The sequence below is a fragment of the Streptomyces sp. SID3212 genome (assembly GCF_009865405.1).
In the GTDB taxonomy this organism is placed as follows: domain Bacteria; phylum Actinomycetota; class Actinomycetes; order Streptomycetales; family Streptomycetaceae; genus Streptomyces.
The window spans coordinates 1-21,329 of record NZ_WWJY01000651.1; the positions used below are offsets into that span (position 1 = coordinate 1).

The window sequence follows — 21,329 nt, forward strand, 5'->3', positions numbered from 1 at the left end:
GCCTGCGGGTGCGAGCCCTGGTGGAGAAGATCTGCTCCGAGGTCATGACCCACGTGGGACGGGCCACCGGAGCCGGACCGCTGTGCCACGACGCCGGGCACGCCCGCGCGGTCGCCGACCTGACCGTCTACCTCCGCCAGCACCACGCCGAGCGCAATCTCGCCGAGCTCGGACACCTGCTCGGCGACGTCCGCGAATCCGGCGAATCCGGCGGCGCGGGCGACACCGGCGGCGTGGGCGACCACAGGAACGCGGACGTCCGGTGAACGCCGCGAACCGCCCCGTCGCGACCGGCCGCCGGGCCGCCGCCGACGCCATCGACGCACCCGGCACCCCGGAATCGGAGTGGGCCGCCTGGCTGCCCCTGGCCGCCCTCCCCGCCGTACCGCTCCCCACCGGCCCCGTGGTGGTCGTGGCCGCACATCCCGACGACGAGGTGCTGGGATTCGGCGGGGCGATGGCGCGGCTGGCGGCGGCAGGCACCGAGGTGCACCTCCTGTCGGTCACCGACGGCGAGGGCTCCCACCCCAGGAGCACACAGATCGACCACGCCCGCATGGCCCGGGTGAGGGAGGCCGAACTCCTCTCCGCCCTCGCGGAATTGGGGGTCCCGGGCCTCCGGCCCGTCCGGCTGCGGGTGCCCGACACCCAGGTGCACCGGCACGAGACATCGGTGGCCGACGCGATCGCCGGTGTGGTACGGGACGTGGGCGCCGCCCTGTGCGTGGCCCCGTGGGCGGGTGACCTGCACAGTGACCACGAAGCCGCAGGACGAGCCGCCGCGGCGGCCTGCGCGGCGAGCGGCACGCCGCTGTGGTTCTACCCCGTCTGGATGTGGCACTGGGCACGGCCGGGCGACCCGCGCGTCCCCTGGGCCTCCGCAGCCCGCCTGCCGATGCCCGCCGGGATCCTGCCGAGGAAGCACCGCGCGGTGCGGTGTTTCACCAGCCAGACGGTGCCGCTCGCGGAGGGGGAGGAGAACGCCGCGATCCTCCCTCCGGACGAACTAGCCCACCACACCAGGCCGTTCGAGGTGATCTTCCGATGACCGGGGCCTCCACACCGGCCGACTACTTCGACGGCATGTACCGGGGCGCGTCCGACCCGTGGGATCTGGCCGGCCGTTGGTACGAACGGCGCAAGTACGGCCTGACCGTGGCCTCGCTGCCCCGGCGCCGCTACCGCTCCGCCTTCGAACCCGGCTGCTCCGTCGGCGTACTCACCAGCCTGCTGGCCCCGCGCTGCGACCGGTTGCTGGCCACAGACCGGGTACCGGCCGCGGTGCGGGCCGCCGCCGACCGGACGCGTGGCCTGCCCCAGGTGCGCGTCGAGCGGCTCACCGTGCCCGCGCAGTGGCCGGAGGGCCGCTTCGACCTGATCGTCCTGTCCGAACTTCTCTACTACTTCGACGACATCGCACTGCGCGAGATCCTCGACCGTACGGTGGAAAGCCTGGAACCGGGCGGCACCCTCGTCACGGCGCACTGGAACCATCCCGTCGCCGAACACCTCCGCACCGGTACGGAACTCGCGCCGCTCCTCGCCTCCGTACCGGAGCTCCAGCCGCTCACCGACCACCGGGACCCGGACTTCGTCCTGCACACCTTCGCCCGGCGGCACCCCGACGGGCGCCCGGTGCTCTCCCCGGCCGCGGAGGAGGGGCTGGTGTGAGCGGTGACCGGGGCCGCGGCGGCCCTTCCGCCTGCGCCGTCGTCGTCCCGGCCCACAACGAGGCCGGTCATCTGCCGGCCACGCTCCGAAGCGTCCACACGGCGGCCCTCCACCCCGACCTGGCGGGAGTCACGGTGCTGACCGTCGTCGTGGCGGACGACTGCACGGACGGGACCGCCGCCGCGGCCCGGAGCTCCGGCGCCCTGGTCGTCGAGGTGACCCGCCGGAACGTGGGTGCCGCCCGGGCGGCCGGGGTCGCCGAGGCTCTCGACCGGCTCCGGGCCCACGGCGACGGCGTCTGGATCGTCACCACCGACGCGGACACACTCGTACCACCGCACTGGCTCGCCCACCACCTGCGCCACGCGCGCGCCGGATGGGAATGCCTCGCGGGAACCGTACGGCTGGCCCCGCACGCGGAGTTGAGCCCGGCGACCGTCGCACGCCATGACGCGCGTTACTTCGACGGCCGCCCGGCCGTGCCCGCTCTCTGGTCCCACCCGCACGTCCACGGCGCCAACTTGGGGATCGCCGCGGGCGCCTACCGGCGGGCCGGCGGCTTCCCGCCGCTCCCGTACAGCGAGGACCGCGCCCTGGTCGCCGCGCTGGAACGCGACGGCCGTCGCATTCTCCGCACCGACCTGTGCCCCGTGCTCACCTCGGGCCGGCCCGACGCCCGCGCCCCGCACGGATTCGGCGCGCACCTCCGCGCGCTGGCCGCCACGGACAACTGACGCCGGCCGGCCCGAGAACCGAGCGGTGACGCCGGTGGGGCGTCAGCCGTCGGTGTCCGTCGAGGGGATGAAGGCTCCCGGAACGGCGTCGGGTGTGTAGATCTTCTTCTCACCCGGGTACGGCTTGGACCAGTTGTACCGCTGGTAGTAGGTGAAGTGGTTCATCTGCTCCGGGTTCGCGAAGTCGGCCACCGCGTGGGTACCGGTCGTACGCTGGTGCGACTTCCACTCGTTCCACGTCGACGCCGTCGACTTCATGCTCGCCGGTACCTTCGAGGCCGGTACGGCCTCCGCCTTCGGGTCCTGCGGAGCGGGGGTGTCGAGGCCGCAGGAGGGCGCGGTCGCCAGGCCGTCGGTCAGCGACGTCCGGTTGGTGATCGCGTTGAACGGCTTGAGATTCGGCTTCGAGGTGAACGCCCCGGCCATCGGGGTGGCCGCGGTGTCCTTCTGGTTCATCGGGTGGATCCCGAGGATCTGCTCGATGGTGCGGACCATGGTGATCTGGGAGTAGTAACGGCTGTCGACACCGCCGTGCTGGGCGTAGGGGCTGATGATCTGGACGGGCGCGCGGTGGCCGTCGACGTGGTCGAGGCCGGCCTGGGAGTCGTCCTCGACGACGAAGATCGCGGAGTCCTTCCAGTACTTGCTGTGCGAGATCTCGTCGACCATCTTGCCGACCGCGAGGTCGTTGTCGGCGACCTGGGCGGCGGGGCCGGCAGGACCTCCCGTGTGGTCACTGGAGAGCCAGAACATGTTCAGGTTCGCGGGCCCGTTCTTCTCGAAGTCCTGCTTCCAGATCTGCTCCCGGTACTGGTCGGGAACGCTGGTGTCGAACTTCGGGAAGCCCGGCACCGACACGTCGTTCAGTGAGGGGATCGGCGAGGACGAGGTCAGCGGGTAGGCCGTGCCGGCCCCGGTGGCCTCCATGTTCTTGCTGTCGCAGTACAGGTTCTGCCAGGTGGCCCCGGCCGGCTTGGTGAGGAACTGGTGGAACTCGCCGAAGTCACGGACGGATGCGCCGGCGGCCTGGGCGCCGGTCCAGAGGAAGCCGCTCTTCTGGTGGCCGAGCGCGTCGTCCTCGGTGTCGTAGGAGCGCAGGTACTCGCCGGCCGACGACTCGGTGTACTCGGGGTTGTCGGCCTGCATCAGCCAGTTGTGGCCCTCGGCCGAGTTGGTGCCGATGTCGTACGTGTTGTCGTACAGGCCGAACTGCGAGGCCAGCGCGTGCTGGTTCGGTGTCACGTTCTCGCCGAAGTCCGCCAGAGCCGGGTCGCCGTTGCCCTGGGGCATGTCGCCGAAGAGCTGGTCGTACGTACGGTTCTCCTTGACGATCAGGAAGACGTGCTTGATCGTCGAAGGGTCCCCGATCTTCTTCGGGACCGGTACGGCCTTGGCCTTGCTCTTGCCTTTCGCCGCCTGTGCCGCGTTCTTGGTCCAGCCGTTCTGCTGGAAGACCTTGTCCGTCTGGGCCTTGATCGCCTTGTCGCCGGGCAGCGTGAAGTGCGTCAGGCTCGACGTGGTGTCGTGGGTTCCGTGCTTGTCGCTGTCGGTGGTCCGACGGGCGTCGACACCACGGGTGTTGGAGACGACCACCTCACTCCCGACCGTGGTGACCTCGGCCGGGAAGTAGTCCGTGGGGAGCAGACCCACGTAACTGACGGGTTCCTGGGCGCTGGTGAACCTGTAGACGGCCACCGCGTTGGCACGGCCCAGTGTCACGAGGAGGTGGCCGTCGTCGGTGAGGGTCACCGCGTTGGGTTCGTAGCCCACCGATGCCTCGGCCCACGGCTGGGTGGAGATGGTCTGGACGACCTTGTTGTTCTTGGGGTTGATGACGGAGACGGTGTTGTCGGCGGTGTTCGTGACGAATACCGCCTTCTTCGTCGCGTAGACCGCGGTGGGGTGCAGACCGACGTCGACGCTCGTGGGGGCCGCCTGCGGCTTGTTCAGGTCGATGACGCTGACGGTGCCGGTGGTGGTGGCGCCGGTCACCGGGTTGGCCGGCACCTGCGTACCGTACGAGTTGATGGTGGTCTCGCCGGGCCTCGCCGTGCGGCCGCCCTCGTTGCTGACGTAGAGCTTGTCACCGACCTGGACCATGCCGCGCGGGGCGTTGCCGGTCTGCCAACTGCGCTGGACGGCCCCGGTCGAGGCGTTGATGGCCACGACCCGGTTCTGTCCGTTGACGGCCGCGTACACGGTGGAGCCGTCGGGGGAGAAGACCGCCGCGGCCACCAGCGCGTGCTTGGTCCCGTCCGCCGGGATCGGGACGGTGGTCGGGCTGGACAGGCTGCCGTCCGCGTTGACGGTGAACTTGGTGTAGCCGTCGGTACGTCCCAGCCACAAGTGCTTGCCGTCGGGCGAGTACGTGGGGGCTTCCTGGCCCACGTCCCCGCCGCTGATCTTCAGATCGGCGGTCGCGCCGCTGCCTATGACCTGCTGGACCTTCCAGGTCTTCAGGTCGATGATGTTCAGCACCGCACCGCCGTCGGTGACCGAGGCGGCCATGTGGGTGCCGTCCGGGCTGACGGACGACGACATGATCTTGCCGTCGCTCACGAGCGCCCGCTTGCCGTACGGCGCCAGGTACTGATCACTCGAGATGACCTGGCCCTTGGCGGTCGTCTGACCGACCTGCTGCCTGCCGAACTGGTCCGTCCGGGCGAAAGCGGTGCCCGCCGCCGCGACGGCGAGGACGGTGATGCCCGCTGTCATGAGGGGGACGCGGCGTCCGAAGCCGCTGTTCGCGGAGGAAGACTGATCCTCCTGGTCACGCCTGCGGCGTGTTACCTGCATGGGACTGTCCCTTCGTGGTGCCGAGCAGATCGACATTGCCGTCGAACTGCCAAAGCGGGTTGGGCGCGTCACCGATCGGTGTGCGCACCAGGAAGTAGCCGTTCACTTCCTTCGGCCCGTCGCCGTCGGCGACGAACCGCCCGTCCGGAGTGATGTCGAGTTGGTAGACCGCCGTGCCGGTGGCCTCGACGTCGGGGAGGTGCCAGGAGACGACACAGCGCCAGTCGTTGCCCGCCCCTTCGGCGTGGTCCGGGACGCCGCCCTTGGTGCAGGCCGCCGAGGACTTCAGCTGTGCCTCGGTCACGGCGGGCCGGTGCAGTTCGTCGGTCTGCTGGCGGTAGAGGTGGGCGAAGGCCACGGCGAGCGACTTCTCCACCTTGGTCTGCTGGATCCCGGAGCCCGTACTCGGTACGGCGGCCGCGACGACCCCGACCGACACGGCGAGCAGACCGACGAGCGGGAGGGCTCCGGCGGCCAGGGCGCGACGGGGTGACGCGCCGTCCGCGAGGTTCGTGAAGTCGCGCCGTACGAAGAGCAGATAGGCCAGGACCGTCGCGATGACGGCCCACACCAGGCTGACAACGATGCCAATGAGCAGCGGGCCGAGCTGCTCGGGAGTGGTGAACAGGCCCTTCCAGCCGATGAAGGCGTAGCCGGGCAGCGCCAGGCGTACGGGGACGGGGAGGGGCAGCATCTGGGCGAGTTGCATCGCCAGTGCCACGAGCGCCGGCAGCAGAAGCCCCATCGGGGAGCGTCCGAGCGTGACCGAACCGAGCAGTCCGATCCCCGCGAGGGCCAGGGTCGGGGCCAGTACACAGGCCCAGGCGAGAAGAACCTGGCCCGCCGCGTCCCCCGCTGACAGCAACCCGCCGTCCAGACCCACGAGCGGCTGGTTGCCGACGGCGGCCAGGCCACCGACGACGCTGGAGCCGGCCAGTCCCGCCACGAGCACCACGATGACCGAGAGGCTCGCCAGCGCCTTGGCCGCGAAGATCCGCCGCGGCGACCGGATCGCCACGAGCAGGTGGCGCCAGGTGCCGAGGCGGTCCTCGGCGGCGAACACGTCGCCGGCCACCAGGGAGGTCAGCAGGGGAAGCGCCCACTGGCCCGAGAAACCGAGGACGACCAGCGGTCCGGCCCAGCCCGTGGCGTGCATCCACCGGCCGAAGAGGGTGTCGACGGGGAGGGAGCCCTGCCGGCTCACCGCGGCGACGAAGAGCGCCGGGGCGATCCAGCAGGCGAGGACCACCAGCCGGATGCGCCACTGGGAGACCAGTTTGACCAGTTCGAAGCGATAGCCGCGCGCGACGGAGACAGGACGCGCGGCGAGCGGGGTGTCCCGCTCGGTGACGGGAGTCGCGGTCATCGGCCGGCCTCCTTGTGCTCGGTGAGGGCGAGGAACGCCGCCTCGAGGGGCGAGACGACCGGGGCGAGTTCACGCAGCGCGACACCTGACTGCACGAGGCTCACGACGAGTTCGTCGAGGGCCGGGACCAGGGCCCGTACGACGAGTAGGTCGGCGTCGTGGCGCGGCGCGGCGCCGTCGACGACCCGGATCCCTCTGGCGGCGGCCAGCCGGCGTGTCGTTTGCGGGTCCGAGGTGCGCAGCCGGTAGTCCAGTTCCCGGCTCCCGGGGGCCAGTTCGGTCAGCGGGCCGGAGAAGACGACACGTCCGGTGGAAAGGATGGTGACCTCGGAGCACAGCGCTTCGAGGTCGTCCATGCGGTGACTGGAGAGCACGACGCTGGTCCCGTCCGCCGCGAGCCGGGTGAGGACACCGTGGACGTGTTTCGTGCCGGCCGGATCGAGGCCGTTGGAGGGTTCGTCCAGTACGAGCACGCGGGGCCTGGTCAGCAGCGCGGCGGCGAGACCGAGCCGCTGGCGCATGCCGAGGGAGAAACCGCGGGCCCGGTCGTCGGCGACATCGGTGAGCCCGACCTGGTCGAGTACCTCGTCGATCCCGGCGGTCCGCCTGTCGTGGCCGCGCAGGGCGGCCAGGGCGGCGAGGTTCTGCCTGGCGGTGAGCGAGGGGTACAGGCCGGGCCCGTCCACGAAGCCCGCCACGCCGTCGGGAGCGGCGAGAGCCCGTCCCACCCGCGTTCCGAGTACGTCGAGTTCACCGCTGTCGGCGACGGCGAGGCCCAGCAGGAGGCCGAGCAGTGTGGTCTTGCCGGCGCCGTTCGGCCCGACCAGGCCGTGGATCTGCCCCTGCGTCACATCCAGATCGACGCCGTCGAGTGCGATGACGTCGCCGAACGACTTGGTCATCCCGCGCGCCCGGATGGTGGAGAAAGTGTCCATGGATCCCTTTCCTTACGAACCCTTACGGACCTTAGGTGTGACCTACACCTAAGTCGGGGGCGGGAAGTTGAAGGATCGCGGAACAGCGGACGACTGCCGTTCACGATTCGGTGGCCTCGGCCACCAGGACTTCGAGGCGGCTGTGGCAGCCGTCGCTCCGAGCCGGGGGGCGGGGCGACGGTCGGTCAGAAGCCGGGTCGCGACGGCCGTGCCCGTACGAGGAGGGTGGCGCCCGTGAGGCATGCCGCGGCGTAGAGCCAGCCGCCGATCACATCGCTCGCCCAGTGCACGCCGAGGTAGATCCTGGTGAGGGCGACGGCCGCCGCCCAGACGAGCGGCAGAAGGCGTACGGTCCGCAGGAGACGGCCGTGGGCGCCGCGGAGCGGGGGGCCGCCGTCGGGGGAAGCGGCGCCGGGATCCGCGGAGGCGCGTGCGATGTGCCGCGTGATTCCCCAGGACAGCAGGCCGCCCGCCAGGGCCGAGGTGGTGGTGTGGCCGGAGGGGAAGGAGTACCCGGAGGCGTGGGTGGCCCAGTCGGCCAGGGGCGGTCGAGGCCGGGCGATCAGCGCCAGCAGGCCGTAGCGCGCCGCCTGTCCCGCGAGGAGAACTGTGAGGGCGAGAGCGCCGGCGCGCAGCCGCTCCGGTGTCGTGCGGCCGGCCGGCAGGCCGGCGGCGGCGGCGATCAGGTAGGGCCAGGGGCCCGTCCCGGTGGCGGTGATCCCGCGCGCCAGGCTCACGGCGAGGTGGGGGCGGTGCCGTACGGACCAGGCGTGCGTGGCCCCGTCGCCCGGGAGCGGCGTTCCGTGCCGTACGGAGACCAGGGCCGCGAGGGCGGCGAACAGCGTTGCCGAGGCGCACACGAGGACGGCTGTCCCCGGTCGTGGACCGCTCACGGCAGGTCACCGTCGCCTGTCCGCCCGCGCGTACGGGCGCGGCGCAGTTCCAGGGCGAGGGGGATCAGGGAGACGATCACCACGACCGCCACCATCGGGAGGAGGTAGCGGTCGACGTTGGGGATCGACGAGCCCAGGGCGTACCCCGCGAGTACGAGTCCGACGGTCCAGACCACACCACCGACGGTCTGCCAGAGCAGGAAGACCCTCGCGGGGACGTCCAGTGCTCCGGCGAGCGGGTTGAGGACGGTCCTCACGACCGGTACGAAGCGGGCGAGGGCGATCGCTTTGGCGTGGCCGTACCGGGTGAGCAGTTCCTCGGCCCGCACCGCTCCCTCGCGCAGTCGTTCCGCCCGGCCGCGGGCGAGCAGTGCCCGGCCGCCGCGGCGGCCGATCCAGAAACCCGCCTGCGCGCCGGCCAGCGCGCCGACGACCGCCGCCGCGAGTACCTGGGGGAGTGACAAGTGCCCCGGACCCCGTGAGCCGTCGACGCACAGCAGGCCGGCGGTGAACAGCAGTGAGTCGCCCGGCAGGAAGAACCCCACGAGGAGGCCGGTCTCGGCGAACAGTACGACGGCGATGCCCAGCGCCCCGAAGGCGGAGAGCAGTGAACCGGCGTCCAAAGGATTCACGGCCAGGGATTCGGCGAGCGGGGCCATGGCCACGGCGCGACCTCTCAAGAGGGGAGGAGGGGGCGGCGCTCGCCCCTGAAGAACCACACGCGAAGGACTACAGTTGTGTAGACGGTCTACTGGACTGTAGACGATGAGAGCGCGTGAAGCGATTCCGCTGCCGGATCCGGGTCACCGAGCGATCCCTGACCTCCTCGCGTCCGGGAGCGCCGCCGCTCCCTTCGCCGTCCCCTGGACGGACCCGCCGGCGACGGGTTCGCGAGGAGCAGGGCCGTACCCAGGGGAGTGAGGGTGTGGATCACTTCGTTGCCACGACGGACCGAGGTGATCAGGTTCGCCTCGCGCAGCACCGCGGTGTGCTGGCTGGCGGAAGGCTGGGAGAGGCCGGCACGCCGGGCGAGTTCGCCGGTGGTGCAGCCGTCTTCGACCAGACGCAGGGCGGCCACTCTGCTGGTCCCCAGCAGGCGGGCGAGCGGGTCCTCCGTACCCGAAGCGCGGCCGGAGAGGGCGGCGGGGTCGGAGACCCAGCCCGGGGTCAGGTCGAGAGGGTAGACCAGGACGGGAGGCAGGCCGGGATCGATGAAGGTGACCGGGGTGCGCCAGCAGAACACCGAGGGCACCAGGAGCAGACCCCGCCCGGCCAGGTGGAGGTCGCGGTCGACGGGATAGTCCGCTTCCAGTACGGGTGCCGACCAACGCAGCGTGGGCCGCGGGCTGTTGAGGAGTCCGTCGATGCCGTGGTTGAGCAGGACGCGGGCGCGTACGGCCCGTTCGGCGTCGATCGCGGTGCGGAGGCGTGGCCAGACGGGGGTCAGGACGGCACGGTGGTAGCCGTGCAGCGCGTCCGCGATCTCGGCCAGGGCGACCGGGTCGGCGTCGGCCAACGGGCGTGCCCAGTGCGGGGCGTGGGGGAGGACCGCCAGATCCCGGCGTAACCGTCGCGAGGGCAAGGACAGCACCGCGTTGATACCGGCGGGCAGGCTCTGGGTCGCCTGGGGCGGGGTGAGGAAGTCGGGGAAGTCCCCCACCGGCGGTGCCAGGTAGCGGATCAGCCGCCGGTGGGAAGCGGGCAGGTGACGTAACCGGGTCCGCGCGTGGACCCGCCAGGGGCCGAACACGGCCTGGCCCGCGGTGCCCGTGAGTTGCGCGGCACTCAGCACGATCTCCCACATCACGTCCGGGCCGCCGGCCACGTGAACCCGGGCCAGATCCTGCGCTGTGAAGTGCACCCTGAGCCCCCCAGATCCCCCCGATGTGGCCCCGGTGCATTCCCCTGACACTCCGACGAACAAGATCAGCGCGGCCGTCACCTGCCCGGGCCCGCTCACCAGCTACACGCATGTCCTGACCAGCGTGGACTGGTTGAAGGTACGGACCGGACCGTCGACCGGCAACACGGCCGTCGGCCAGATCGCCGGCGGCGCCGCGTTCTACTTCAGCCCCTCGGGGGTCCAGTCCGGCGGCCGCTACTGGGTGTGCGGATACGGATACAACGGCAGCACCAAGCTCACCGGCTGGGTGGCCGGCGACTACCTGCTCTGGCCCTGAACCCCCCTGCGGGTCGCCGCGTCGGAGGAACGGACCGGCACGACAACAGAATCGGAGATCGCCGAACAATGAGCCGAACAATGATCGGAAAGCTGGGCAAGAAGTCGTCCGTCGCCCTCCTGGGAGCATTGCTGGCGCTGCCCCTGGGACTGCTCCCCGCCACACCGGCCTACGCGGCCGCGTGTTACGACGGCGGCACCATCTGGTACACGACAGCCGATTCCACGAACTCGTTCGTTCCCTCGGCGTCCGGTGAGTACAAGACGTCACCGCGCTGTGGAGACATCAACTTCACGGTGCGCCAGTCGAGCGGCACCGATTTCCACGCACTGGTACGGGTCTGCTTCGTGGCGGCCAAGTACTGCAACAGCTGGAAGGTCTACGACTGGAACGACCATGGCTGGATGGTGATCGCCTCGGACGTGCTCGACAACACCACCTTCCGGGTCGAGATCCAATCTCCCGAGCCGATGCACGGCACGCGCTACGGAGGGTTCGTCGCCTACTGATTCCCCGGGTTTCCGATTCCCCGGGTGCCCGGGAAGCGGCGCGTGGAGCCCGGGCTACTTCTTGCCGCCGCTCTTCGCCGGGGTCTGCGCCAGGGTGCTCGCCGCTGCCGTCTTCTCCGCCTTGGTGGCCTTCTTGCTGTTCAAGGTCTTGCCCGCGGCGGAGGCGGCCTTCTTGCCGGTCTGTCCCTTGCTCTTCGGCGCCTGGGACACCGCGCTGGCCGCTGCCGTCTTCTCGGTCTTGGTGCTCTTCTTGCCCGTCAGCGACTTGCCGGCCGCCGACGCGGCCTTTTCCCCGGTCTGACGTGTGTTCTTCGTGTCCTTCGTGTCTTTCGCGTTCTTCGACATGTTGGTCGATCCTCTCTGGAGCGGATGTGCGTCAGCGCACGTCTACCCCCCAACGTCCCTGGCACGCTTGCCGAGTTGACGCGAGGATGCCGCTGACGCGTGCCGACGTCCGCAGAAACCACCACATCGCCCGAAGCGGGGACGGGACCGACGACCGGATGACTGTGGGCCGCGACCGGGAGGGCGCGGCCCACAGTGACGCGTCGCGCGGGCTCAGTATCCGAAGATCAACTTGTACGCGACTTCCGGGAGGAACTGACCCGCCGCGGAGCCGGCGCCGACGCCGCAGTCGCCGTCGGAGTCACCGGGGGTCTTCAGCCACAGCAGCATCTCGGCTCCGCCGCCCGTCTGTGAGGCGGACCCGATCCTCCGCCCTCCGGGGTTGCACCACTCGCCGTTGGAATCGTTCCCGTTGCGGCTGGTGTCGATGACGAAGGGCTTCGTGTAGCCGAAGGACGCCGACAGCGCCGCGTTGACGGCGTTGCCGTAGCTGACGTTCCGTCCGGTGCCGTAGTAGTTCGAGATGTTCGACGCGAAGCCGTGCGCCTGTCGCGCCCCGGCGCCGTCGAGAGCCCGGGCCATGGTGCCCGCGTCGATCCAGCCGGGGTTTCCGGCGTCCAGGTACGTCCAGGTGTTCGGCGCGTGCGCGGAGAACTGTCCCAGGGCGTCCCTGAGCATGCCGTTGCGCTCGTTGATCTGTTGCTGGGACATGCAGCTGAAATCACCGAGGGAGTCGGGCTCGATCACCACCAGGGCCGGCCGGCCGCCGATGGCCGAGGCGAAGGCGGAGATCCAGGTGCGGTACGCCGCCGGGGAACCGGCCCCGCCGCCGGAGTGGCCGCCGCAGGCGTCACGGCCGGGGATGTTGTACGCGATCAGGACGGGAAGCTTGTCGGCGGCGTCCGCGGCTCCGACGTACGAGCCCACCGCGGCCCCGATGTCACCGCTCCAGGCGCCGAACCACCGGGCCATGGGGCGCGAGGCGATGTTGTCGCGGATCGCCGGCGCCCGTCCGTCGCCGGGGTTCGCCGCGACCCAGGCGGCCGGATTCGAGTGCGGGTCCACGTAGAAGCCGCTGGTCATGCCGATCGGATCGGCCAGCACGCCGGCCTCGGCCTGCACGGTGCCGAAGGGCAGGAGCAGGGAGGCGAAGGCGGACACGGCGAGCGTACGCATCATCTTTCTCATGAGTGCAGCCCTCTCGGGGAGCGCTCCCACCACGGCGGTGACTCAGCTGCGGGGGGAGACGCGGGTGGGGGGGGAGGAGCGAGCGGCGGTGTCCTGGGGGCCCTCTCCGGGAACTGCCGCTGTCAGACGAGACAGTGACAGGGGGTCGGTCGGCTGTCAATGAATTCGGCGAGGGGTGTGGGACGAGGGGTGGCCCATGGACCGCCCGGACCGCCACCCTCCGTGCCGGATGCTCCGTCCGGGCGCGGCCTCACCCTGGCCCGTCCCGGCCAGATCACCACAGTGGTCGGCCCGGTGGCCCAGCCCGTCGCGGACGCGCTGGGCCGACTGCTCGGACTGCTGGGCCAGGGCGCGTCCGCGACGTGGTGTCCGGCTCGCGGCGTCCGACCCGTATCAGATGGAGACCGGTCTACGGGCGGGCGTAAGGCCGCGTCATGACCTCCATGTTGTGACCGTCCGGGTCGTCGAAGTAGACGCCGCGGCCACCGAACAGACGGTTGATCTGGACGGGTTCGGTGTGGCCGGGGTCGGCGTAGTAGGTGACCCCGACCGCCTCCAGACGGCTGATGACCGTGTCGAACCGCTCGTCAGGGACGAGGAAGGCGTAGTGCTGCGACTGGATCGGCTCGTCCCTCTTCTCGTAGTAGTCGAGCGTCACGCCGTTGCCGAGGTCGACGGGGAGGAACGGCCCGAAGGGCGCGCCGACCTTCAAGCCCAGCACCGCGGCGAGGAACTCGGCGGACAGGTGGTGGTCGCTCGCGTAGACGGCAGTGTGGTTCAGCTGGACGCCGGCCGTCGGCAGCTCGGATTCATGCGGGTACTGCTGCTCGTAGGACATCGGTGGTGTGTCTCCGGTCTTGAGATCCGCTGGAATACGGCGCCGGATGCGGGCGCCGGGAGCTTAGGACTCGGAGGAAGGGGCGGGCCTCTTGCCCGCCTCGTGGTCACGCCGAGGCCGGGAACCTCACTCGTGCGTGGCACATGGCCGACCCGGCAGTCACCTGACCGACCTTAGTGACCGTCCCAGGCGGGGGCAACACCGTTCCTCGGCCGCGCGGACACCCCCTACCGGTGCTGTGTCCGTGGGGTCGTCGCAGATCGCGGCGCAGCTCGTGGGGGAAGTCGACCAGATGGGCGGCGGGCGCGCCAGCGTCGAGGGCGACCTCGGCCATGCGGACGGAGTTGGAGGAGTTCTTCGAGCCGACGACGATGACGAGTTCGGCGTCCTCGGCGAGTTTCTTCACCGCGGTCCGGCGGTTCTGCGTGGCGTAGCAGATGTCGTCGCTGGGCATGGTGACCGAGTCGTACGCCACCGTGCACCAGCTGGTCTCCACGGTCACCGGGAAGCTGAGCGACGGCACGTCCGCCGTGGACGCGGTACGGGCCTGCTTCCCCGGCGGATCCATGACGGGAGCGCCCAAGCTGCGTACGATGGAGATCATCGACGCGTTGGAAGGGGAAGCCCGGGGAATCCACTCCGGCGCCATCGGCTTCATGGGACACACCGGAACCACCGACCTGAGCATCACGATCCGCACCGCCGTGAGCCACGACGGCGAACTGACCATCGGTGCCGGTGGCGCGATCGTGCTCGACTCCGATCCCACGGCGGAGTACGAGGAGATGCTGCTCAAGGCCCAGGCGACCCTGCGGGCTCTCCCGAAGGCGAGGGTCTCGGACCTGTGACAGTGACCCTTGACGGGACGCCCGTGTCCGCGGACGACCTGCTTCCCCTTGCCCTCACCAACACCGGTCACTTCACGTCGATGCGCGTCGACGCGGACGGCCGCGTCCGCGGCCTCTCGCTCCACCTGGAACGTCTGGTGCGCGACTGCAAGGCGGTGTGGGGCGCGGACCTGGACACCGACCGGGTGCGGGACCACGTTCGGCAGGGCCTGGCCGGTGTGACCGGCCGGCCCTGCGTCGTCCGCGTCACGGTCTACGACCCCGCGGTGGACATGGTCCACCCGGCGCGCGCGGACGAGCCGCGTGTCCTGGTGTCCGTACGGGGCGCGGGCGCCCAGCCCCCGCCGCCGCTGCGGGCCATGAGCGTGCCGTACGAGCGTGACCTTCCCGAGGTCAAGCACGTCGGGCTCTTCGGCGCGCTGCACGCCCGCCGTACGGCGCAACTCGCCGGTTTCGACGACGCGTTGTTCGTCGGCCGCGACGGCCTCGTCACCGAGGGCGGCACGTGGAACGCCGGATTCGTGGACCACGACGGAACCGTGGTGTGGCCGCGGGGCCCGGTGTTGCCCGGTGTCACCATGGCCCTGCTCCGGGAACACACCGGACCCACCGGACACCGGGTCGCCCCCGTCACACTGGAGCGGGCCAAGAGCATGGCGGCGGCCTTCGCGACCAACACCAGTGTCGGTGTGCGCGCCCTGTCCGCGATCGACGACACCGAACTGCCCTCCGGCCACCCCGTCCTGGGCCGCCTCCAGGAGACGTACCGGTCGATCCCCGGCGAGGTCCTCTAGCCTCCCTCCGGACGCGGAATGCGGTGTGGTCACCTCTCCGGAATGACGGGGAGCAGCAGGTACGAGGCGTGTGCGCCGCCCGTGTAAACGGTGGTGTGTCCGTCGTACGTCCCCGCCACCCGGTCACGGTCGTCGTTGTGCAGGAACGGCCCGCAGCCCGTGAGGTCGTTCTTGAGGTTGGACAGCCGGGCGCTGGGGCCCGGGTGGACGTAGTCCTTGCCCCGCACCTGGAGCGCGATCCGGTAGCCGGCCGGAACGACCAGGCAGGTCGGCAGGATCTCGATGTCGAGTTCGTACACCGTCCCCGGCTCCAGCGGCTCGGCGGCCTCGTGCGGGTGGTACGGGCGGTAGGCGGTGGACAGTCCGGGGTCGAGGCGCCGGTGCGACGCGCGCAGCCAGCCCTGGGCGACGGGAGTGTGCGGGTCGAGCGCGCCCTGGAAGACGACCTCCTCGTCGTCCGGCGAGAAGACCCGTACGACGAGGAACAGGTCGGCGTCGGTGGTGTTGGAGGAGACGAACAGTTTGGCGGCCAACGGGCCGGTGATCTCGGTCTGTTCGGTGAGCGGCGGGGTGCTGAACTCCACTCCGTCACCGAGCGCGGCGAAGGCCGCCGTGCCGCCCGACGAGGCGGCCTGGGTAAGGAGGGACGGTCCGGCGGCGTCCAGGTAGAGCTTCGTCCACCGGGTGGACGGCAGCGGCCAGGCGTCCTCGCCGCGCGGTGTGAAGGTCGCGTCGACGTGCCGTATCTGCAACTGCACCGCCGGGCGGTCCTCCCAGCCGTTGGCCTCGTCCTTGAGATAACGGTCGAAGAACCGCCGTTGGAGGTCGACGCCGTAGTCGGTGTAGAACAGCGGCCAGTGTGCGTGCCCGTGCATCTCCAGCCACTTGGCGCGGGACGCCGCCCGTACAAAGCCCTCCACGTTGCCCCGCAGATGCAGGCCCTGGCCGCCCCAGTTGCCGCAGCTCAGGACCGGGACCTCGATGGCGTCCCAGTCGGCCGACCGCTCCCGGTGGTACGCGTCGTAGAAGGGGTGCGCGGCGATGTCCGCGCCGAGGTCCGTGCGGTTCGCGGCCAGTTCGGCCGCGGTGAGCGCTTCGTCGCCGCAGATGAGCTGGCCGGTGTTCGGGTTCCGGCCGCCGGTCTCGCCGACGCCGTACTGGACGGTCTTGACCTGCATGTCGTACCAGTGCTCCCAGAAGGTGGAGCGGATGCCTCCCTGGTACGAGCCGTCGCGGTAGAAGTCCGAGGCGCCCTCCCACGGGCAGATCGCCGCCAGGTGCGGGGGCCGCCGCGACGCGACCTGCCACTGGTTGATCGCGTAGTAGGAGATGCCGTTGAGGCCGACGAGGCCGTTGCTCCAGTCTTGGGTGCCCGCCCACTCGACGCAGTCGTGGAAGTCCTGGGTTTCGCGCGGCGAGAAGGGATCGACGCGGCCGGGGGAGCGTCCGGTGCCGCGCGAGTCGACGCGTACGCAGGCGTAGCCGTGCGGCACCCACTTCTCCGGGTCGACCACTTCCCAGTTCTGATACGTGTTGGAGGTCCCGGCCACGGTGTCGGGATGGTCCCGCGCCATGGCCTCCCACGCGCTGGGGTAGCCGCGCTCGAAGGGCAGCCCCTTCGCGTACGGCCCGTACGTCATGATCACCGGCACCGGTGCGTCGGTCACCGGACGGAAGACGTCGGCGCGTAGCACGACTCCGTCGTCCATCGTGACGGGTACGTCCCACTCGACGCGCATGCCTGCGGTGATCTCGGTCCGGAACGGCTGGGTGCCGCCGTCGTCGGGCATGTCTTGCTCCTTGGTTCTGTACGGGGGGCGGGGCGGGCGGTGACGGACGGTGGTGCGGTCAGCGGTTGACGTGCAGATGCCAGGGCGCGAGCCGGCGCAGCGCGCCCTCGGTCCCGGTGCGCGCGGCGATACCGAGCAGCGCGAGCACGAGCACCGCGACAAACGCGGCGTCCTGGTCGAACGACCGGGCGTTGGTGAGGATGAAGGTCCCGAGCCCAGGGAGGCTGGCCAGGAACTCCACCGCCACCGCGCCGACCAGGGCCCGGCCCACGGCGACCTGGACGCCCGCGATCACAAATGGCAGGGTCGCGGGCAGCAGGACGTCGATCACCACGCGCGTACGGGACAGCCGCAGCATCTGGGCGAGTTCGGACAACTGGAGCGGTACGTTACGGGCACCGTCGCCGGTGCTGACCACACACGGCAGGAACGCCGAGAGGGCGATGACGACCAGCCGGGTCTCGCCCGAGTAGCCGAGCCAGATCGTCGCCATCGGGACGATCGCGAGCATGGGCATGGCGTACAGACCGCTGACGTACGGGGAGATCAGGTACCGCAGCCACGGCACGCGCCCGACTCCGAGGCCGAGGGCGGTGCCCGCGACGCAGCCGAGGAGCAGGCCGAGGACCACACCGCCGAGGGTCTCGCCCAGTGCCGTGCGGAACTCCGGCGAGCTGAGGGTCGGCCAGGCCGATCCCGCGACGCCGGTGGGGGTGGGCAGATAGTCGGGCAGCCACAGCCGTACGGAACCCTCCCACACGACCAGGACCAGGGCGGCGACGCCCAGCTTCCCCAGCACGTCGGCGCGTCGGCCGACCGGCCGGTCCGTGCGCCGGGGGCGGCGGCCTTTCCCCGTGGGGCCGGACGGCGCGACCGCTTCCGGGCCTGGCGTGATGCCGGTGGTGGTCATGGGCGTACCTCCCGCCACCGCGCGAAGTAGCCCTCGACGGCCCGGCCGCAGCCCATCAGGGCGACGGCGAGCACCGACACGAGGAGCGTCAGCCCGAGCACGGTGGCCGAGTCGAATCGGGTGCTCGCGGTGAGCAGCAGCCCGCCCACACCGCTGGCGTTGAGGAAGAACTCGGCCGCGAGGGTGCCGACGAAGGCCATGGCGATGCCCTGGCGCACACCGGTCATCGCGTACGGCACGGTGTGCGGCAGCAGGACGTCCTTCCAGATCCGCCACTCGCTGCTGCGGAACGTACGGGCGACTTCGAGCAGGGTGGTGGGCACCCGGTGGGCTCCTTCCGCGGTGTTGACCAGGATGGGGAACACGGCCGTCAGGAACACGACCAGGGTCTTCGCCGGCAGACCGAAGCCGAAGGCCGAGAGGATCAGCGGAGCCAGCGCGACGATCGGGACGGACTGGAGGGCGAACAGCAGCCAGTCGGTGCTGCTACGCAGCAGCCGGGCCCGGGAGAGCAGCAGACCGACTCCGACACCGGCGACGATCGCCAGCGCGAGGCCGACGACGAGCAGCCGGCCGGACGAGAGCAGCGCGCTCGGGAGCGAGCCGTCCTCGGTCAGGGTGGCCAGCGCCGAGAGCGAGCGGCCGGGGGTGGCGAACAGGACCGGGTCGCGGACACCGGCCCACTGCCAGAGCCCGAGGCCGACGACGAGGCCGGCCGCGGAGACGGCGAGGGGGATCAGGCGGCGGGCGGCATGTGCCCCGGGCCTTACCCCCGAAGTCTTCGTGTCCATCACCCGATCACTTGCCCGTCGCGTCGGCGAACACCGACGGGTCCGCCAGCTCGTCGTACGTGGGCGCCTTCTGCCGGGGTACGTTGCCCGCGGCCACCGCGCCCTCGATCGTGTGCTCGACGGCTTCACGGTCCAGGCCGTCACCCGACTTCGGCCAGACGCCGAGCGAGAGGAACGTCGGCAGCGCCGCCTCCGTGACGCTCTCGGGGGCCTTGGTGACTCCGGAGGCCACCGCCGCGACCTGCTTGATATGCGCCGGGTCGTTCATGTAGGCGATGGACTCCCGTACCGCGGCGACCACGTCGACCCACTGCTCGCGGGCCGGGCCGTCCAGTGCCTTCTTGGAGGTGACGAGGACGGTGTAGTGCTCCAGCGGGTCGACGCCGGCCAGGGTCATGATCTCGCCGACCTTCGTGCCGGGCTTGATCTTCTCCCGTACGGTGGCGAGTTCGTCCGGGTGCAGTACGGCGACCTTGACCTGGCCGGCCACCAGCGCGTCGACCGTGGGCGGCCCGCCCACGTTGATCGTGCTGACGTCCTTCGGGCCGAGTCCACAGCTGTCGAGCATGCTGGCCAGGGCGAGAGCCTTCGGCGCGCCGACCGCGTCCACCGCGACCGTCTTGCCCTTGACCGCCTCGCAGGTGGTGACCCCCGGGTCGGTGCTGGCCAGGAGGTAGGTCGGCTTCGGGAAGCCCATCACGGAGACGATCGAGCCGCCGGAGGCGCGCAGCGCGACCGCGCCGGGCGTCCCGATGATGCCGCCCTGGATCTCACCGCTCTGGACCGCGCGGCCGACGTCCGCGCCGGTGGTCAGCGGGCGCAGGGTGACGTCGAGGCCCCGGTCCTTGAAGAAGCCCTGCTTCTCGCCCACGTACATCACGGTGTTGAGGAAGATGGGCGGGATGCCCGGCACACCGATGGTTATCTTGCCGCCGCCTTTGCCGCCCGACGCGGAACCGGCGGCCGTGTCCGAGCCGTTGTCGCCACAACCGGAGAGGACACCGACGAGGGCGAGGACGGTGGCCGCCCCGACCAGGGCGGACCTGCGCCGCGGAATCTTCATGAGAACTGCTCCTTCTGCTTCCGCGCCCAGGTGCACGGCGGGCATGGCATGACTGAGGGTGGGTGTGACCTATGAAGTGGTGAGACTGCTGAGGTGGTGTGAGTGCTGAAGTGGTGTGACGGGGAGGCCGTGTGCTGTCAGCGGCCCGCGTCGGCGTTCATGATCAGGGACCAGACCCGCTCGCGGATCGCGAGGAACTCGGGTGTCGCCAGGACGGACCGGTCCCGGTGCGCCGGAAGCCGTACGTCGATCAGTTCGGCGACGCCGCTGGGCCGGCCGTTGAGTACGGCGATCCGGTTCCCGAAGAGAACGGCCTCGTCGATCGAGTGCGTGACGAACAGCATCGTCACGGGATGGTCCTGCCAGATGCGCAGGAGTTCGAACTGGAGCACTTCGCGCGTCTGAGCGTCCAGCGCGCCGAAGGGCTCGTCCATGAGCAGCAGCCGGGGCCGTACGGCGAGCGCCCGGGCCAGGCCGGTGCGCTGCTGCATGCCGCCGGACAGCTGATGCGGGTACGACTTCTCGAAGCCGGAGAGCCCGACGAGCGTGATCAGCTCCCTGGCCCGCTCCAGCGCCTCCTTCTTTCCGGTCCCGCGTACGCGCAGCGCGTACGCCACATTGGACTCGACGGTCTTCCAGGGGAAGAGGCCGAAGTGCTGGAAGACCATCGCCACGCCGTCGGGGGTGCCGTCCACCGCCCGGCCGTCGATGCGGACCACACCGTCGGCCGGCCGGATCAGCCCGGCCACCGCCCGGAGGAGTGTGGTCTTGCCGCACCCCGACGGCCCGACGATGGACAGCACCTCGCCGGCGCCGATCGTCAGATTGATGTCCTTGGATACCGTGCGCTCACCGAACCGCATGGTCAGCCCGTCCAGCCGCACGGTGGCGCCGGCGTCACCGCCGACCGGTACGGCCTGTCCCGCCGACCCCTGCGCACTGTCCTCGGGGCCGCCGCGCTTGTCGCCCTCGCTGTGGCGCACCGATTTGATCGTGGTCATACCGGGGATTCTGGGGCTACGATGCCTGACATGCAATAGCTATACTTAAGAATCCAGAGAATGCATCATCTTGGTATGAGGTGCCTATGACTTCGAGGGTGACCCCTCTCCTTCTCCTCCACACCTGGGGCGGCGACGCCGCCACCTGGGGTCCCGCGATGCGCCGTCTCGACGCCTACGCGCCCCACTTGAAGGCGGTCGACCTGCCCGGACACGGCGCACGCGCCGCGGAGCCGTTCACCGTGGAAGGGGCGGTGGAGGCGGGGTCGGCGGCGCTGGACCGGGCGGCCGGACCGGCGCATGTCGTCGGCTCGGGACTCGGGGCGCTGATCGCTCTGGCCCTCGCCCAACGGCATGCGGACCGCGTCCGGTCCCTCACCCTCGTCGGATTCCCCCCGGCCGACGGCCCGGAGGCCGCCCGCCGGCCCGCCGAGACCGAGGCCCTGCTGGCGCGCGACGGCACCGAACGATTCGCGAAGGCGTATGTGGACAGCACGGTGCTGAGCGGCGACCCCGCCCACGGTGACCTGCTGTACCGCTCGATGGCGGCGACGCGTCCCAAGGTCCTGCTCGACTCGCTGCGCGCGACGCTCGGTTGGGCCGGACACGTCCACCCGGGTCCGCTCGGCCTGCCGTGCCAGGTGGTACGCGGCGCGCGGGACCACCGGGTCGGCGCC

General features: G+C 70.8%; 21 protein-coding genes and 3 pseudogenes. 9 read left to right on the forward strand and 15 right to left on the reverse strand.

The window, feature by feature from the left end; genetic code table 11:
* From GT042_RS19580 to GT042_RS19595, 4 genes and pseudogenes are all read left to right on the forward strand, one after another.
* Nucleotides 1–266: pseudogene (locus GT042_RS19580) on the forward strand (hypothetical protein); the annotation flags it as partial.
* Nucleotides 263–1,048 carry a PIG-L family deacetylase gene (locus tag GT042_RS19585; RefSeq protein ID WP_161310027.1) on the forward strand — a complete coding sequence of 262 codons (786 nt, stop codon included), beginning with the start codon at nt 263–265 and terminating at the stop codon, nt 1,046–1,048. The pseudogene GT042_RS19580 and the gene GT042_RS19585, both read left to right, overlap by 4 nt.
* Complete coding sequence (locus GT042_RS19590) at nt 1,045–1,671, forward strand: SAM-dependent methyltransferase (protein ID WP_161310028.1); 627 nt, start codon at nt 1,045–1,047, stop codon at nt 1,669–1,671. Before GT042_RS19585 ends, GT042_RS19590 begins: the two co-directional genes overlap by 4 nt.
* Nucleotides 1,668–2,405, forward strand: coding sequence for a glycosyltransferase (locus GT042_RS19595; protein ID WP_161310029.1), 738 nt, complete (start codon nt 1,668–1,670; stop codon nt 2,403–2,405). Before GT042_RS19590 ends, GT042_RS19595 begins: the two co-directional genes overlap by 4 nt.
* 42 nt (nt 2,406–2,447) lie before the next feature.
* Here the strand turns inward: GT042_RS19595 and GT042_RS19600 are convergent, their stop codons facing one another.
* The 6 genes from GT042_RS19600 to GT042_RS19625 all read right to left on the reverse strand — a co-directional run bounded on the left by GT042_RS19600 (nt 2,448) and on the right by GT042_RS19625 (nt 10,256).
* On the reverse strand, nt 2,448–5,201 hold the full coding sequence (locus GT042_RS19600; protein ID WP_161310030.1) for an alkaline phosphatase family protein: 2,754 nt from the start codon (nt 5,199–5,201) through the stop codon (nt 2,448–2,450).
* Complete coding sequence (locus GT042_RS19605) at nt 5,176–6,567, reverse strand: ABC transporter permease (protein ID WP_161310031.1); 1,392 nt, start codon at nt 6,565–6,567, stop codon at nt 5,176–5,178. The genes GT042_RS19600 and GT042_RS19605 overlap by 26 nt, the downstream gene beginning before the upstream one ends.
* Nucleotides 6,564–7,502: an ABC transporter ATP-binding protein gene (locus GT042_RS19610; RefSeq protein WP_161310032.1), complete on the reverse strand. Its 939-nt coding sequence runs from the start codon at nt 7,500–7,502 to the stop codon at nt 6,564–6,566. Before GT042_RS19610 ends, GT042_RS19605 begins: the two co-directional genes overlap by 4 nt.
* A 185-nt stretch (nt 7,503–7,687) precedes the next feature.
* Entirely contained in the window at nt 7,688–8,395 is a 708-nt protein-coding gene (locus GT042_RS19615) for a phosphatase PAP2 family protein (protein ID WP_161310033.1), read from the reverse strand.
* Nucleotides 8,392–9,054, reverse strand: a complete 663-nt coding sequence (locus tag GT042_RS19620; protein WP_161310044.1) for a DedA family protein — start codon at nt 9,052–9,054, stop codon at nt 8,392–8,394. The genes GT042_RS19615 and GT042_RS19620 overlap by 4 nt, the downstream gene beginning before the upstream one ends.
* Before the next feature lie 89 nt (nt 9,055–9,143).
* Entirely contained in the window at nt 9,144–10,256 is a 1,113-nt protein-coding gene (locus tag GT042_RS19625) for a helix-turn-helix domain-containing protein (RefSeq protein ID WP_345943840.1), read from the reverse strand.
* A gap of 34 nt (nt 10,257–10,290) precedes the next feature.
* Here GT042_RS19625 and GT042_RS19630 point away from each other — a divergent pair, with 34 nt between their 5' ends.
* Together GT042_RS19630 and GT042_RS19635 are read left to right on the forward strand one after the other, a co-directional pair.
* Nucleotides 10,291–10,575, forward strand: coding sequence for an SH3 domain-containing protein (locus GT042_RS19630; protein WP_161310034.1), 285 nt, complete (start codon nt 10,291–10,293; stop codon nt 10,573–10,575).
* Between the two features lie 80 nt (nt 10,576–10,655).
* Nucleotides 10,656–11,084, forward strand: coding sequence for a hypothetical protein (locus tag GT042_RS19635; protein ID WP_161310035.1), 429 nt, complete (start codon nt 10,656–10,658; stop codon nt 11,082–11,084).
* 54 nt (nt 11,085–11,138) lie between these two features.
* On the opposite strand, the gene GT042_RS19640 is transcribed toward GT042_RS19635, so the two are convergent.
* The 4 genes and pseudogenes from GT042_RS19640 to GT042_RS39230 all read right to left on the reverse strand — a co-directional run.
* Nucleotides 11,139–11,429 carry a hypothetical protein gene (locus tag GT042_RS19640; protein ID WP_161310036.1) on the reverse strand — a complete coding sequence of 97 codons (291 nt, stop codon included), beginning with the start codon at nt 11,427–11,429 and terminating at the stop codon, nt 11,139–11,141.
* 213 nt (nt 11,430–11,642) lie between these two features.
* A complete protein-coding gene (locus tag GT042_RS19645) occupies nt 11,643–12,617 on the reverse strand; it encodes a glycoside hydrolase family 6 protein (RefSeq protein WP_161310037.1) in 975 nt (324 codons plus the stop codon).
* A gap of 409 nt (nt 12,618–13,026) precedes the next feature.
* Entirely contained in the window at nt 13,027–13,455 is a 429-nt protein-coding gene (locus GT042_RS19650) for a VOC family protein (protein ID WP_161310038.1), read from the reverse strand.
* 280 nt (nt 13,456–13,735) lie between these two features.
* Nucleotides 13,736–13,915, reverse strand: a pseudogene (locus GT042_RS39230) (4-hydroxy-3-methylbut-2-enyl diphosphate reductase); the annotation flags it as partial.
* On the opposite strand from GT042_RS39230, the pseudogene GT042_RS19660 reads away from it, so the two are divergent.
* Both GT042_RS19660 and GT042_RS19665 read left to right on the forward strand, forming a co-directional pair.
* Nucleotides 13,914–14,303, forward strand: a pseudogene (locus GT042_RS19660) (chorismate-binding protein); the annotation flags it as partial. The pseudogenes GT042_RS39230 and GT042_RS19660 sit on opposite strands and share 2 nt — an antisense overlap.
* Entirely contained in the window at nt 14,300–15,097 is a 798-nt protein-coding gene (locus GT042_RS19665) for an aminotransferase class IV family protein (protein WP_345943841.1), read from the forward strand. The pseudogene GT042_RS19660 and the gene GT042_RS19665, both read left to right, overlap by 4 nt.
* Before the next feature lie 29 nt (nt 15,098–15,126).
* Here the strand turns inward: GT042_RS19665 and GT042_RS19670 are convergent, their stop codons facing one another.
* The 5 genes from GT042_RS19670 to GT042_RS19690 all read right to left on the reverse strand — a co-directional run bounded on the left by GT042_RS19670 (nt 15,127) and on the right by GT042_RS19690 (nt 20,652).
* Nucleotides 15,127–16,887, reverse strand: coding sequence for a CocE/NonD family hydrolase (locus tag GT042_RS19670; RefSeq protein WP_202533206.1), 1,761 nt, complete (start codon nt 16,885–16,887; stop codon nt 15,127–15,129).
* A gap of 58 nt (nt 16,888–16,945) precedes the next feature.
* A complete protein-coding gene (locus tag GT042_RS19675; RefSeq protein ID WP_161310040.1) occupies nt 16,946–17,797 on the reverse strand; it encodes an ABC transporter permease in 852 nt (283 codons plus the stop codon).
* Nucleotides 17,794–18,588 carry an ABC transporter permease gene (locus tag GT042_RS19680; protein ID WP_161310041.1) on the reverse strand — a complete coding sequence of 265 codons (795 nt, stop codon included), beginning with the start codon at nt 18,586–18,588 and terminating at the stop codon, nt 17,794–17,796. The genes GT042_RS19675 and GT042_RS19680 overlap by 4 nt, the downstream gene beginning before the upstream one ends.
* Nucleotides 18,589–18,595: 7 nt before the next feature.
* On the reverse strand, nt 18,596–19,651 hold the full coding sequence (locus GT042_RS19685) for an ABC transporter substrate-binding protein (RefSeq protein WP_161310042.1): 1,056 nt from the start codon (nt 19,649–19,651) through the stop codon (nt 18,596–18,598).
* A gap of 137 nt (nt 19,652–19,788) precedes the next feature.
* Nucleotides 19,789–20,652 (reverse strand): ABC transporter ATP-binding protein, encoded by an 864-nt coding sequence (locus GT042_RS19690; RefSeq protein ID WP_202533208.1) that lies wholly within the window; start codon nt 20,650–20,652, stop codon nt 19,789–19,791.
* A gap of 98 nt (nt 20,653–20,750) precedes the next feature.
* Here GT042_RS19690 and GT042_RS19695 point away from each other — a divergent pair.
* The coding region (locus GT042_RS19695) for an alpha/beta fold hydrolase (RefSeq protein ID WP_345943842.1) at nt 20,751–21,329 on the forward strand (579 nt) is incomplete at its 3' end.

Bases quoted from the DNA above. Each gene is read 5' to 3' on its own strand.
- GT042_RS19675 (WP_161310040.1), bottom strand. From the start codon at position 17,797: ATGACCACCACCGGCATCACGCCAGGCCCGGAAGCGGTCGCGCCGTCC.
- GT042_RS19605 (WP_161310031.1), bottom strand. From the start codon at position 6,567: ATGACCGCGACTCCCGTCACCGAGCGGGACACCCCGCTCGCCGCGCGT.
- GT042_RS19685 (WP_161310042.1), bottom strand. From the start codon at position 19,651: ATGAAGATTCCGCGGCGCAGGTCCGCCCTGGTCGGGGCGGCCACCGTC.
- GT042_RS19640 (WP_161310036.1), bottom strand. From the start codon at position 11,429: ATGTCGAAGAACGCGAAAGACACGAAGGACACGAAGAACACACGTCAG.
- GT042_RS19645 (WP_161310037.1), bottom strand. From the start codon at position 12,617: ATGAGAAAGATGATGCGTACGCTCGCCGTGTCCGCCTTCGCCTCCCTG.
- GT042_RS19680 (WP_161310041.1), bottom strand. From the start codon at position 18,588: ATGGACACGAAGACTTCGGGGGTAAGGCCCGGGGCACATGCCGCCCGC.
- GT042_RS19620 (WP_161310044.1), bottom strand. From the start codon at position 9,054: ATGGCCCCGCTCGCCGAATCCCTGGCCGTGAATCCTTTGGACGCCGGT.
- GT042_RS19650 (WP_161310038.1), bottom strand. From the start codon at position 13,455: ATGTCCTACGAGCAGCAGTACCCGCATGAATCCGAGCTGCCGACGGCC.
- GT042_RS19635 (WP_161310035.1), top strand. From the start codon at position 10,656: ATGATCGGAAAGCTGGGCAAGAAGTCGTCCGTCGCCCTCCTGGGAGCA.
- GT042_RS19600 (WP_161310030.1), bottom strand. From the start codon at position 5,201: ATGCAGGTAACACGCCGCAGGCGTGACCAGGAGGATCAGTCTTCCTCC.
- GT042_RS19590 (WP_161310028.1), top strand. From the start codon at position 1,045: ATGACCGGGGCCTCCACACCGGCCGACTACTTCGACGGCATGTACCGG.
- GT042_RS19690 (WP_202533208.1), bottom strand. From the start codon at position 20,652: ATGACCACGATCAAATCGGTGCGCCACAGCGAGGGCGACAAGCGCGGC.
- GT042_RS19610 (WP_161310032.1), bottom strand. From the start codon at position 7,502: ATGGACACTTTCTCCACCATCCGGGCGCGCGGGATGACCAAGTCGTTC.
- GT042_RS19670 (WP_202533206.1), bottom strand. From the start codon at position 16,887: ATGCCCGACGACGGCGGCACCCAGCCGTTCCGGACCGAGATCACCGCA.